Origin of the sequence: Candidatus Kapaibacterium sp. (genome assembly GCA_023957315.1) — a bacterium.
Lineage (GTDB): Bacteria > Bacteroidota > Ignavibacteria > Kapaibacteriales > UBA2268 > PGYU01.
Genome location: JAMLHE010000011.1, coordinates 47083 through 61034 on the forward strand (window position 1 = coordinate 47083; position 13952 = coordinate 61034).

Below are 13952 nucleotides of genomic sequence, written 5' to 3' on the forward strand. Positions count from 1 at the left end.
ATGATGAAGTCATTAATTGAAATCAATGACGAAATCGAAAATTAAATGTTGCAACATCTTTTTTCGAAATGTTCAAGAGCGGATTGCTTTTTCCAAACTATGAGCAATAGACTGGATGTCTTTGCCTTTTAATTCTATTACAGTTGATTGGTTTCTTCGCTTGTCCAACCACATGCTGATTATATCCCACTCAACTTTGTCAGTACCACCATTTTGGGTTTTTTGCATCAAGTCTAATTGGTGATGTATTTCTGTCAGTTCAGACTTCTTACCGATAGTTTTGTGGAAATGCAAATTTCCGTCACATATTAAGAAAACATCACATAGATAATTGTGTTCATTGTCATTAATGACAACTGCAATGTCTTTACAGACTTCTTTCTTGGGTGCAATACTTTCAGCTATCTTTTTGATGAAATCTTTGCCAAGCAAATTCTCAAGATTTTGAATGCTTTTTAAAGCATCGAGTTTAGGTTCATCTACTACAGCATTATTATTGGCTCCGTTCAAAGGCGGTGTTATATTGAAAGGAGGTGAACTTTCGTTCAAAATTCTGAAATAATCAAGCTCGAGATGCAGGTCGGAAGCACATTCGATATATTCGACTTTGTCTGTAGCTGAAATCATATCCGCAATCTTTTTTGATTGATTTTCTGCTTTAACTATCATACGCACTACGGTAGCTCGTAGATTGCTGCTTTTGCTCACGAAAAGAATATCATCGCTTAAGTTTTTGAATATCAATAATCCTTGCCCGTATGGGAAGTTGTCAGCGGAGATTGAAAGCTTTGTTAATACTTCCTCCTTAGGCTTGAATGTTCTTTGTGTGCGGTTCTGAAAATCTAATAACTCTTCAGTTGTTAAAATATCATGTTCATTCTCGGCAATATTCAAGAGCTCGAGAAGTATATATGCAGTAGCTTCAGCATCATCTAATGCTCTATGGCGTGAAATTATCGGGATACCGAAAAAATTTGCAAGCGAACCGACATTCTTCTTAATATCAGTTGGAAGTAGTTTTCGTGCAAGTTTCAAAGAGCACAACTTTTCACATTCGAAAACAAAACCTGAACGCTCGAATGAAGCCTTAACAAATCTATAATCAAATTCGGAATTATGAGCTACAAATATTGTATCCGGTTTGCGGAACATCGCTTTAATCCCCGGAATAGCGTCAACGAATTCAGGTGCTCGGCGAACCATCGCATCGGTAATGCCGGTCATTTTCTGGATAAACTCCGGTATTGCTTGGTGCGGATTAGCAAGAGTAGTGTATTTTTCTGTAATCAAACCACTACGTGCTGTCACACAGCCGATTTCCGTGATTCGGTGCATCTTAGGGTCGGAACCTGTTGTTTCGACATCTGTCACGACAAAATTTGTTTCCCTGATTGAAGCCATTTGCAAACGATGTATTTTATTTTAAATTAATGTGTGTAATATTTCTTATACTGTGTAATAATCCTGACAAATCCATGCTACTACCAAAGTGTATAAATTTGATTCCCATCTTTATAGCCCCTGATGAATTCTTAATATTGTCATCTATGAAAATTGTTTCATCGGGACTAAATTTCATTTTTTTGCAAACAAAATCAAAAACTTCCATATCGGGTTTTCTCAATCCAATTTCATGAGAAAAGAAAACTTCTTGAAATTTCGAAAAGAAATCTATGCACTCATCTTTAAATTTTTGGAAATGAATTTCATTTGTATTGCTCAAAATGATAATGTTGAATTGTGCAGCAAATTGTTCAGCTATTGAGATTGCATCAGCTTTTAAGCCAAGAAGCATGGCATTCCAAGCTTCGATAATGACATTTTCAGGTGATTGAATACTATATTGCTGGCGGATATCGGAGATGAAAGATGCTGAATCTATCAAACCCTTTTCATAAATCTCAGGCATATCGAGTATGTCATTGAGCTGCATTGCTCTAAGTCTTTCACCTTCGGGTGAAATCATCGCCAGAGCCTCTATAGTTCTGCGATAATCAACATCATAAAAAACGCCGCCGAAATCAAAAATTATATTTTTAACTAACATGATTCTACAAAAATACTAAAAAAAGGACTAATATACCTTTCGCATTCTCGCCATATAAAAGCCATCACAATTATGGACGTATGTCTTAGTTGTATAGCTGAAATCTTGTTCGCCCAAATCCGGCAGTTCGATTCCATGAGATGAGAAATGTGGTTTGAGTGCGTCCGGTGCGAAGTTCTCATTATTTTGCAAAAAGTAATCTACAACTTCTTGATTTTCCTGCGGCATAACAGAGCAAGTGGCATAGACCAAAATCCCACCCGGTTTGACAAAATTTGAGTAATCGCTCAAAATTCTCTTTTGCTTTTCAGCCAATCTCGCTAACAATCTATCTGTAAGTCTCAGCTTTTTCATAGGGTCTCGTCTGATTGTACCCATCCCGGAGCACGGTGCGTCAACAAGCACCAAATCAAATTGAGTACCGCTAAAAGTGTTCTTGAGCGAAGCTAAATCAGGTGATTTGATATGAATAGCCGAAATGTTGTTAAGCCCACCACGAGAAGCACGAATTTTCAGTTCACGTAAGCGATTGAATTCGACGTCTGCTGCCACAATATCAGAATTACCCATAGTCAAGTCCGATAAATGAAGCGACTTACCGCCGGCGCCTGCACACGCATCGAGTATTTTGTCTGTTGAATTCGGATTGCAAGCAAATCCAATCAATTGACTACCCTCGTCTTGAATTTCAAATTTGCCGCTTTTATATTCGAGCGTGTTATCAATTTTGGCTCTTTCGTTCAAAATTATCGAACTTGGTGACAATTTACCGGATTCATATGATATGTTCATGCTATCCAACATCTGCTCAATCTCATTTTTCGAGGAGATAGTTGTACTAACGCGGAGGTTTACCGATGCAGGATAAATTGATTTTGTAGCATATTTGATTGTCTCAACAGAAGTTTTGTCTATCTCAACTAACAAGTTATGAGGGAAAGAGTAGCGTAATTCAAGGTTCTTTAAATCATTGGGATGTGATTTGATGTGATTATCGAGTTCTTTAACAAAAGATTCAGTAGCACTTAACCAATCATTTATCGTCGAAATCGTTTCTTTTGTTTCAATTGAAATGTCATTTATTAATAAGTTTTTAAAATCCGATTCAGAAGTGCTGTTTAAACGATTAAAAATCTCGAATGAACCAAATTCCACAAACTTTTTGTCTGCGGACAAGAAGCAATTACACGCCGACATAAGGAAGAACTCGTTGCCGGCAATGTTGTTGTCGCTCGAGAACTTGTCAGCGAAATGCTTCAGCAAAATGAAATTCCGCAGAGTTGAGAATATGTTTTCTGATAAGAATCTGCGTTCTTTACTCCCGAAGTTTTTACGTTTACGTAAAAATTCCGAAACGATGCCATCAGTGGGCTTGGGTGACTTAATCGCAACTTCAGTCACTTGCGATGCAATTTTTAATAATGAAGATAGTTTCATTTACTTTTGTGTCAGTTCGTTATGATGAAAGTGCTAAATTACTAAAGATTTGATAGAATGTTTGATAAAAAATCACAAAAATCGAAAAAAAATCGAAAAAAAATTTGGTTCATTGTACTTTTTGACTTACTTTTAAAGTGCAGTAAAAGGGAAGTGTGTATTTTAAAAAGTAGAATTATAATGACATCTGAGAAAATAGGCGTTTATAACGCCTTTTCGGGTATTTTAATCACAACTGATGAGGCAAAGTCCGTATAAAAAATTTATACCATATATATACGTGTACTTTTTTTTTAACAATTTTAGGAATGTTTAAAAACTTTTTTGATTATTAGACTGAAATATTGTAAATTCGATTGCTATTTTAGGGAGAAAAAGCAAAAGTTTTTTCTGTTTTGTGCATGAAGCATATTGGCATGGTATTTGCAAATAAGTTAATTGAATTTTTTCGAGAATTTTAACAATAGAATGGAACTAAGTTTTAACATATTTTTTATAGGAGTAATGACTGTATGAAAAGATTTCTTGCGTATTTCGCAGTCTTAGGGTTGTTCGCAGTGTTGTTCGCAACAAGCGCATCCGCTCAAGGCTTAAAGCTGGAGAGATCTGTAATCGGGAGTGGTGGCATGGTTGCTGCCCAAAATAATACCGAATACAGCTTAAACGGCGTTACAGGTCAATTTGCCATAGGTACATTGATCGACCAGAGTCCCGGCTCTCAAAACTGGGATTTGAATCAAGGCTTTTGGATTCCCGAACCACTATCAGGTACTAGTGTGGAAGACAATGATCCATTAGCTCAAAACGACCTGTTCAACTACCCTAACCCGGTAAACAGGAATACTACAATCGAGTACTATCTGCCATCGGCTGCATACGTAACATTAACTGTTTACGATATGACCGGTAATCGCGTTAAAGTACTCTATGACGGATACCAATCAGGCGGCAAACAAACAATGGATTGGGATACAAAGGCTGACAATGGCGTCGAACTAAGCTCAGGTTCATATTTGTACGAAGTTCAAGTTCGTTCATCCAATATGGCAGGGGCTGATACATTCAAGAGTTTCAGTAACAGAAACATTATGGTTATCGTAAGATAATTTCATGAAAAAGAAAATTAAACATATTATATTTTGTGTAACAACATTTAGGAGTATCAAATAATGAAGAAACTTATTCTTCTCAGTTTTGTACTATTATCTTTGATTATAGCCTCAGTTGGCTCGGTAATGTCTCAATCGAGACTTATCAACTATCAAGGTAATATTTTAGACCAACAAAGCAATCCTTACGAAGGATCTGCTCAAATGACATTCGAACTCTATGATAGAGAGTTCGGAGGCTCGCAACTATGGAGTGAAATCCAAAACGTAACAATGAATAAAGGTTATTTCAATGTTTACTTGGGTTCGACTACTCCTTTCCCCGCTAACTTTAGCTTTGACCGCGAATTGTGGGTACAAGTTACTGTTGGTACAAGCGCTCCATACCCGAGATCACCTCTCACTATGGTGCCTGCTGCTTTCGTTTCGGAAGTTGCTTCTTTAGCAAAATTTGCTGAAGACATTCCTGACGGTTTAGTTAACTTGAACAAATTGTCAAGTGAAGTCAAGATTATGGGCGGCGACCTTACCGGTGAGCTTCCTAATCCAAGACTCAGACCAGGTGCTATCTTAGAAGGTATCGAAGATGGTTCAATCACTCAAAGCAAATTGGCTCCTAACGTTACTACAAGACCTTCAGGTCCTGCAAGTGGCGACCTTACAGGTTTCTATCCGGATCCATTAATTGCTCCGGGAGCGATTAATACTTTTAAAATTGCTGATGGTGCAGTTACTACTGACAAAATTGCTGACCTTGCTGTTACTTACAACAAATTCCAAAATGCTTTAGGTCCTGTTGGAACTATTCTCGGATGGGATGGTACTTCATGGGTTGAAACTTCAGTCCCCGAATGGGAACTTGGTAAAATTGTTGAAGTATATGCCGGTGACGGTGTTTATGTTAATGAAATGGGAAATGAATATGGTAACGGTTTCTTTGATGTCGAAGTTGGTATCGCCGAATCAGGTGTAACTACTTCGAAAATTGCTGACCAAGCCGTAACTTATGGTAAACTTCAAAATGCTTACGGACCGGTTGGTACTATTCTTGGTTGGAATGGCGAAGCTTGGATTGAAACTGATGTTCCTACTTGGGAAGCTGACGGTGTTATCGGTAATGAAGTTTTAGACGCCACTCCAAACAGAGGTTTAGTAAGAGCCGGTATGGGTACTGAAGCTTCACCTTATACTTTAGGTATTGAAGAAGAAGGCGTTGTTAATTCTATGATTGCTGACCAAGCTGTTTCTTTAGACAAATTAGTTGACGCAACTACAGGTGGTCAAGTTATTTATTGGAACTCAGTAATGAGTCATTGGATGCTTTCTTCAGGTCCTGCTCCAATGGATGATTATGTAATCAGATGGGTTGACAATGGCGAAACAAGAGAACCCGTATGGTCAAGCGATGATGCGATTGTAGGTAACGAAGTTGTTGACGCAACTCCAATGGGTGGTTTAGAACGTTCAGGTATGGGTACAGAAGTTTCACCTTACACTTTAGGTGTTGCTCCAGGTGGCATTACAGATGTAATGTTAGCTGATGGTGCTGTTTCTTTAGACAAACTTGCTGACGGTACTCAAATCGGACAAATTATTTGGTGGGATGCTGCAACAAGTGAATGGAGACTTTCAGAAGGTGCTGCACCAACTCAAGACTATGTAATTAAATGGATTGACGCCGGTGGTACATTAACTCCACAATGGGCTCCGGACGATATGACTATTCCTTTCGAAAAAACAATTACTGAACATGTTCAAACATTATTCTCTCTTACTAACAATGGTAATAGCGATGTAATGGAACTCAATACAACAGGTACAGGCGATGGTTTGATTATCAATATGACACAAGATTTAACCGGTGGCGGACACGCATTACATTTAAATGGTGCAGGATTCCATCAACCCGCTATGATGATTAATGTAGAAACTGAGTACGGTCTTCCTACTGGTGCTGCTACTGTTAATGCAACAATTAATACTTTGGATGCTGCTTCAGCAGGTTTCCAAATAAATACAGTTGTTAATGATGATGGTAGCAATTTATACGATGTAGAAGGTCTTCAATCTTTCTTGACTGTGACTGGTGGTGCCAATAATATGTTCTATACTGGTACTTGGAGTTTTGCTGAAACAGATAACGGTATTGCTACCGGTGTTTGGGGCGAAGCTGAAGGTATGAACGTTCAAAGTAACTTTGGTGTAATTGGTAGTGCTCATGATGCCGCTGTTTCAAACATTGGTGTTTATGGTGTTGCAAATTCTCCTATTTACCAAGATTACACAGCTATGTTCCCAGCCGGATTTAGTGCAGCTGTTGTTGCATATAACGAAGGTGGAACATTTGCAGATTATGGTATATTTGCTTTAGTTGATGGCGAAGCTACAGGCGCTTATGTTGAAGCTGAAGACGCTTCAGCAGGCGTATTCACTAATAATAGTGAATATACAGAAACTGTATTAGCATTTAACCAAGATAGGGGTGACGTTGTTGTCGGTATTGCTAACGAAGGTTCTGCTTTTGTTGGTTTTAACGAAAGTTCTACATCAACCGCAGTTTTAGAAAACATTGGTACCGGTTCAGCTATCGAAGCTGCTTCAATGGGTACTAATTTCCCAACTGTATGGGCAGAAAATCTTAATGATGGTCCTGCTGCATGGTTTGTTGGTACTAACCCACAAACTGACGGCTTTGCAAATAATAATTCAGTTGCTGCTGTCATTAATGAAAATAATGGTCGTGCTTTATATGTAGAAGGTGGAGCGGCAAATGATGAAAATGCCGGTAACCCATACTTCGCAGACCCTGCTAACAATGATGACGCTTCTTTAATAGTTGTAAATACAGCTTATCAAGGTGGCGCTCCTTGGGGTACTGCAATCAAAACTTACGGTGACATTTGGGCTAACTCTACTATCGGTGCAAGCCAATTAGTAGCTCTTGACGCTCTTGTTATCGGCGACCCATTAGGCTTGAATACTACTTTGTATCCTCCTATGTTCCCAGGTGCTCCTTTAGTTATCAACACAGATGTTGAAATTCAAGGTGACTTATATGTAGATGACATTTGGGCTAACGAAGTTAATGCAAACGTTCTTAACGCTGCTTTAGGCGTATTTGACAATTTGCAAGTTAATATGGATGCTAACGTTGATGGTAACACTACTTTGAACACACTTGCTGTTTCGGGTACTACTATGTTAAACGGTGCTACTACTGTTAACAATACTTTAGATGTAACAGGCATGACTACTTTAGCTGACCTTTCAGCTGTGAATACAACTGTAAATGGCGATTTAGATGTAGTTGGTCTTTCAACTTTATGGAATACTGAAATCACCGGAACATTAGGTGTTGATGGTGTTGCTACATTGAATGGTCCTACAATTATCAATAATACATTAGACGTAACCGGTCTTTCAACTTTAGCTAATACATTAGTAACCGGAACATTAGGTGTTGATGGTGCTACAACTTTAGCAAGTACATTAACTGTTGATGGTTTGACTCAAATTAATAATGATTTGAACGTAACCGGCGATGCTAATGTAGATGGAAATGGTATGTTCGGTGGTGATGTTAGTGCTGTAAATGGTACTTTTAGCGGTGACGTAAGTGCTGTTAACGGTTCTTTCAGTGGTGACATCGATGCCGTTAATGCTACTTTAAGCGGTAATTTGACTGTAAATGGTGCTTACGCTCAATTGTCAAACACTACAGAATTACAAGTAGAAGGTGGCAATGCAGGTAATGGTGGCGAACTTTTAGTTAGTCGCGGTGCAGGTTTATCACCAGAATGGACAACTTCAATTCCTTACCTCGAAGTTATTGACCTTGATGTATTAAACAATTTATCAGTTGGTAATGATACTGATATTACAGGCGACCTTACAGTTGCAGGAAATGCATTCTTAAATATGAATGGTCCTGGCTTCTCTACTTTCGTTCAAGAACTTGTAGTTGCTGAAGATGCGATTGTCGGTAATGACCTCGCTGTTGGAAATGACGGTGTTATCGGTAATGACCTTTTGGTTGTTGGTGATGGTATTGTTGTTGGTGACGCAGAAGTATTTGGTGATTTAGATGTTATGACTAACACTACTTTAAATGGTACTTTGGATGTAATCGGTGCTTCTACTTTTGCAAGCGAAGCAGAATTTAATGGTGCTAATGTTGCATTCGCGGCAGGTACTGAAGTTCTTGCTTGGGATCCTACATTAATGACAAGTAACTTCGAAGGCGATGCTGGCGATTTATTCGTTAGCCGTGGTCCCGGTTTATCACCTGAATGGACTGACGAACTTCCTGACCTTACAATTTCTGGTTTGTTGACTACTATGAACTTGCACGTTACTAACGATGCCCAAGTTGATAATGACTTAACTGTTGGTAATGACATAGTTGTTACTTCAGGTGATGTTGATATTCAAAATGGTAGCTTAAACGTTGGTTTAGACGTAACTGTCGGTAATGATTTAGCCGTTATCAATGATGGTATCTTCGGAAACGATGTTATCATTCTTGGTGGTGACCTTGATGTTATTGCAGGAGATGCAAATGTTGCAGGTGATGTAAACGCTACAAACGTTAACACTACTAACGATGTAAATGCTGGCAATGATGTAAACGCTGCTAATGATGTAAACGGTACTGATTTGAACGCATCTAACAATGTTAATGCAACAAACAATGTAAACGCTACAAATGTTAATGCAACAAACAATGTTACTGCACAAAACAACTTAGTATCAGTTAATAATACTGTTGTTGGTAATAACTTGCTGGTTACAAATAATGCTACAGTTTCAGGTAATGCTACAGTTCAAGGTAATGCGTTAATTAACGGAATTTTGACTGTTGACCAAAATGCATTGTTCAAACAAAGCGTTACAATCAACCAAGACCTTACAATTGACCAAAACCTAACAGTAACCGGTACTTCTTCATTTAATAATACTGTAAGTATTAACAATGCTGATTTGAATGTAACTAATGGTGGAATCAATGTAATTGGTGATGATGTAATTCTTGGTAATCCTGCCGGATTTGACAATCCATCAGCATTTGAAGACCTTTATGTACGTGGAAATATCGAAGCTGACGGTATGATCTTCGGTGCTATCAACCCAGGTTTGACTCCGGGTTCGGTAACATTCGGCGGTCCAATCGGCGAAATCGATGAAGATAATGCTAACTTATTCTATGATGACGCTAACAACAGATTGGGTATCGGTACTAACACACCTGCTCAAACTCTTGACGTTGACGGAACTATGAATGTAAGTGGTGCTTCAACTCTTGCTGCTGCTACTTTAAGCGGTGACTTGACAGCAAACAGCAGAATGATTCACGGTTATGCAACTGCCGCTAACTTAGCAGCACTTGTTGCCGAAATCAATAACGGTACAACTGTTATTCAATACGAAACTGCTAACGCTCTCGAAGCTAACCTCGTAGGTGCTTTACCTGCTGGTACTACCGGACAAATTATTTACATAATTAACAATACTTCAATTGGTTCTATCAGTGTTGGTACTCCAATCAACCCAAGAACAATTGTACAAAGCCAAATGGTTGCCTTGATTTACAATGGTTCAAATTGGATTCCAATGGCTAACTAATAGTTAACAATAATAGCATAGTCTGATTAATTTCAGGCTATGCTATGATTTTTTAGGAATTTAGCTTTTAGAAAAGTATTTTTATGGTATAGTATTTGAGATAAGTTAGCTTAAATTGAAAAAAATTGTTTAATATAATAGAGGTGCAAACCTTATGAAAAAATTTCATATTCTTATTTTTGGTGTAATTTTCTTCATGGCTACAAGCTTGACACAAGCTTTGCCGGAGATATTTTACACCAATTTTGCGAGAACGACGGGTGGTGGCTTAGTCCTAAACTCGAACGTTGACGTAAGAATAACCATTTTCGATGGTGCTACCGAGGTTTATAAAGAAACCCACGCCGGTATTACTACAGATGAATTTGGTTTATTTACAGTACCTGTTGGTGATGGGGCTCGGTTATTCCTTTTAATAGCGCTATGTACGATGCTTTGATTGCTTCAAACAATCTTAACATCTACGCTTCGAAAGTGACGCCGGTGATGGTTACAGATTTATCGAATTACGTTCTCTTCTGAATACAGCATTAAGAAATGCTGAAATTCAAGGAATGGTTAATTTACAAAGTGCTTATGATGCAGGTAATGAAATCGAAGTAGTTGTTGGATTCCCGGTTGACCTTACTGGTACCGGTTTAATCCAATCAGCAGCTTCAATTGCTGACATTAACACAAATGGTCCTTCAACATTGACTACAAAAGAATATGTTGATGACGCTATTGCTGCAATTTTCCCATTGCCACATATTACCGAAGGCGATGCGATTGAAATTTTACCCGATGGCTATTATGATGGTACAACTACACAATCTATTGGCGTAGCTGACAACACTATTACAAATGCCAAAATTCATGACAATGCTGAATTCGCAGAAGTCTCAGCTTTAGGCGATGGTTATGCTGAAGGTACTGACGTCGGTTCTTGGTCAGTTACTAATTCCAACAGAGTTTTAAATTTTGCCGGTGTGGGTTTGACGAATGTAACCCGCGATGGTAACACTGTTTTAATTGATGGTTCTGATAACTGGGGTATGCAAGTTGTTGAATCAGATGCTACTCTTCTTGGTGATGGTACAGTTGGTAATGAACTTGGTGTAAATGAAGATTTCCCATTTGTTTGGACTTCATACCACCAATTTATTCCTTCTACTGACGAACCTGCAATTGCCATTGATGGAAGCAACTCAACGACTAATCCTTCTTTGATTGCCGTTGGTAATGCTGACCCTACTGTGCCCGACTTCATGTTTGATGGAGAAATGGTAATCTTAGGTACAGATGATACTGATGTTAATGCAGAGTTAACTGTTTACGGTTCAACTCAATTGTTAGGTCAAAAAAATGACGCTCAACCTGAACTTTATGTAGAAGGTGATGTCGTTGTTACCGGTTATGTTGATGCTGAACGCGGATTCTTCAATTTTGATAATACAGGTAACGCGGGTGCATTTGCTCTTATGGTTAATGCCACGGGTGATACGCCTTCGAGCCCTACTTTCCCAACTGTAGCTCAAGCTGTTACCGGTGTAGCAACTTATTCAGGTGGTGCTCCAAATATGACTGATATGCTTTCTGCAAATGTTGGTATAGCTGTAGCCGGAGCCGGTATCTTAGCTATCGGTACATACGGTGGTTCACGCTCTGCTAACTTGGTTGCGAATGTCGGTACGGTTGGTCATGCTTATAATTCATTGAGTCCTTATAATTCTCATGGTCTTGTTGGTATGGTTACTACTACTTTATCCGGTGCTGCTGAAATTGGAACTGCATTAGGCTTAGGAATTAACTCCGGTGTTACGGGTATCAATTTAGGTGTTGCTGCTAATGATTATGCAGGTTACTTTATTGGTGACGTTAACGTTGATGGCGATTTTAATAATACAGGTAGTGCTGTATTTGAAAATGATGTTCAAATTGATGGTAATTTGAATGTTGACGGTACTATTACCGGTCATGAATTCTTGTTAACAAGTGGAAACTATCGTGTAGCAGAAGATGTTAACGATATTCCTTGGGTTAATTTTAACAAAGCATCAGGAACTGTAATGGAAATCGGTTTAGGTACTGATGGCGCTTCAGCTCCTGCAGGCTACGGATTACAAGTAAATAACGACGCCGGTGATATGAGAGCCGGAATCGGTCTTCATGAAGGCGATTGGGTAGTTGGCGTTACTGATGGTGTTAACCAAGCAGGCGCTATTTCTAATCCTTCAGTTACAATGTTAGCTGTATTAAATGCAGGTACTCCTATGTTTATTGCAGACAATGATGGTAACACTTATGTTGCAGGTGATTTGACAGTAGATGGTACTGTTTATGGTGCTACTTTGAATGGTGCATATACTGAAGGTTCTGTTCTTTTCGGAGCTGCTGACGGTAGCATTACTGAAAATAATGGCGAACTCTTTTGGGATGATGCAAGTTCTTATTTAGGTCTTGGCACTGATATGCCGGCAGCTAAACTCAATATATTTTCACCAACTGATGTAGCTTTAATTATAGAAGGTACTCAAGGCGACAGCAATCCTGACGTTTTGATTGACGGTGAAGTATTAATTTTGGGTGATGCTAATGGTGATGCCGAATTTTGGATTAATGGCGGCGACGGTATCCAGCTTGATGCTGGTGCTAGGTTATACATTAATTCCGGCGACGGTATCCTTTTAGAAGGTGGCGCTAGCATGATTATTGACGATCTTGGAACTCTTAACGTTGATGGCGACGGTACATTTAACAATGACCTATATGTATCGAATGAATTATTTGTTACTTTTGACGCTGATTTTGGTCAAAATGTTATCATTGATAACGATTTGTCTGTTGGTAACGATTTGACTGTAGGAGGTCTTGCTACTTTTGAAAATGTAATGGTTAATGAATTTGCTGAATCAGCTAAAACAGGTGCTGAAATAGCAGCCGAAGTTAGCGATAACTTGTTCGTTACTAAAGATTACGTTCAAGGTGGTCACTTCGGTACTTTCACAACTTTAATTGCTTTCAATCCATTATCGGGACCTGCAATTACAGCTACTTCATCGGATGCAACTGCTCCTACTGTTACAATCGAAAATACTCACCCTAATGGTACCGCATTGCAAGTTCAATCGAACAACGCTTCGACTACTGCAATTGAAATTCCAACAGGTAACATGAGTATTAGTAATGGTCAGTTAATCATCTCCGCTAATGCGGGTATTACTTCCGCTCCTCCAGAAGGACAAGGACCTGCGCTTATTGTAGGTAACTTTGGTAGTTCTGCAGGCGGAAATGGTGGTGGTTTGATGGTTCTCGAAGGTCATACTGCTTTGTCTTACAACGCTTATGATGAAACTACTACTGACTATTCAGAAGAAGCTCATTCAGTTCTTGATATTAATGCAGGTGCAGCTATGGCAATCACAGCTTTACCCGGCTCTAATGTTGCAGCCGATATGCCTGCTACATTGCTTTATATCATTAACTCAGGTACTTTTACTATTACTTTACCCGGTACTTTAGGTACTATCCTAGCCGGTGAAGTTGCTACTTTTGTACACAACGGTTCAGCTTGGTACAGAATTAACTAATTCTATTATTCGGAGCTGTCCGGCTTCTTGAAGTCGGATAGCTCTGAAATAATAAATCTCTCATATTGAGCTGAGATATTTGCTCATCTGAATATGGGAGATAAAGAAAATTATCTAAAACATGGATGAAGATTGGTGTATTTGAAAATTTTTCTTTGATTTTGTAGT

General features: G+C 38.7%; 7 protein-coding genes. 4 read left to right on the top strand and 3 right to left on the bottom strand.

Going from position 1 to position 13952, the window contains the following annotated elements; all coding sequences use genetic code 11:
- Nucleotides 1-72: 72 nt before the first annotated feature.
- From M9949_11405 to M9949_11415, 3 genes are read right to left on the bottom strand one after another with little or no spacing between them, the layout of a single operon-like run.
- The gene (locus M9949_11405; protein MCO5252008.1) at nucleotides 73-1401 is read right to left on the bottom strand and encodes an exonuclease domain-containing protein; all 1329 of its coding nucleotides are present in this window, start codon (nucleotides 1399-1401) and stop codon (nucleotides 73-75) included.
- Between the two features lie 16 nt (nucleotides 1402-1417).
- Nucleotides 1418-2047: an HAD family phosphatase gene (locus tag M9949_11410; GenBank protein ID MCO5252009.1), complete on the bottom strand. Its 630-nt coding sequence runs from the start codon at nucleotides 2045-2047 to the stop codon at nucleotides 1418-1420.
- A gap of 27 nt (nucleotides 2048-2074) precedes the next feature.
- Nucleotides 2075-3484, bottom strand: a complete 1410-nt coding sequence (locus M9949_11415; GenBank protein MCO5252010.1) for an RsmB/NOP family class I SAM-dependent RNA methyltransferase — start codon at nucleotides 3482-3484, stop codon at nucleotides 2075-2077.
- A gap of 512 nt (nucleotides 3485-3996) precedes the next feature.
- On the opposite strand from M9949_11415, the gene M9949_11420 reads away from it, so the two are divergent.
- The 4 genes from M9949_11420 (at nucleotide 3997) to M9949_11435 (ending at nucleotide 13784) form a co-directional block, all read left to right on the top strand.
- The gene (locus M9949_11420; protein ID MCO5252011.1) at nucleotides 3997-4590 is read left to right on the top strand and encodes a T9SS type A sorting domain-containing protein; all 594 of its coding nucleotides are present in this window, start codon (nucleotides 3997-3999) and stop codon (nucleotides 4588-4590) included.
- 63 nt (nucleotides 4591-4653) lie between these two features.
- Nucleotides 4654-10215, top strand: a complete 5562-nt coding sequence (locus tag M9949_11425; protein ID MCO5252012.1) for a hypothetical protein — start codon at nucleotides 4654-4656, stop codon at nucleotides 10213-10215.
- 154 nt (nucleotides 10216-10369) lie between these two features.
- Nucleotides 10370-10654: a hypothetical protein gene (locus M9949_11430; protein MCO5252013.1), complete on the top strand. Its 285-nt coding sequence runs from the start codon at nucleotides 10370-10372 to the stop codon at nucleotides 10652-10654.
- 115 nt (nucleotides 10655-10769) lie between these two features.
- On the top strand, nucleotides 10770-13784 hold the full coding sequence (locus M9949_11435) for a hypothetical protein (protein ID MCO5252014.1): 3015 nt from the start codon (nucleotides 10770-10772) through the stop codon (nucleotides 13782-13784).
- The last annotated feature ends 168 nt before the right edge of the window (nucleotides 13785-13952 follow it).

Bases quoted from the DNA above. Each gene is read 5' to 3' on its own strand.
- M9949_11405 (MCO5252008.1), bottom strand. From the start codon at position 1,401: ATGGCTTCAATCAGGGAAACAAATTTTGTCGTGACAGATGTCGAAACA.
- M9949_11410 (MCO5252009.1), bottom strand. From the start codon at position 2,047: ATGTTAGTTAAAAATATAATTTTTGATTTCGGCGGCGTTTTTTATGAT.
- M9949_11415 (MCO5252010.1), bottom strand. From the start codon at position 3,484: ATGAAACTATCTTCATTATTAAAAATTGCATCGCAAGTGACTGAAGTT.
- M9949_11420 (MCO5252011.1), top strand. From the start codon at position 3,997: ATGAAAAGATTTCTTGCGTATTTCGCAGTCTTAGGGTTGTTCGCAGTG.
- M9949_11425 (MCO5252012.1), top strand. From the start codon at position 4,654: ATGAAGAAACTTATTCTTCTCAGTTTTGTACTATTATCTTTGATTATA.
- M9949_11430 (MCO5252013.1), top strand. From the start codon at position 10,370: ATGAAAAAATTTCATATTCTTATTTTTGGTGTAATTTTCTTCATGGCT.
- M9949_11435 (MCO5252014.1), top strand. From the start codon at position 10,770: ATGGTTAATTTACAAAGTGCTTATGATGCAGGTAATGAAATCGAAGTA.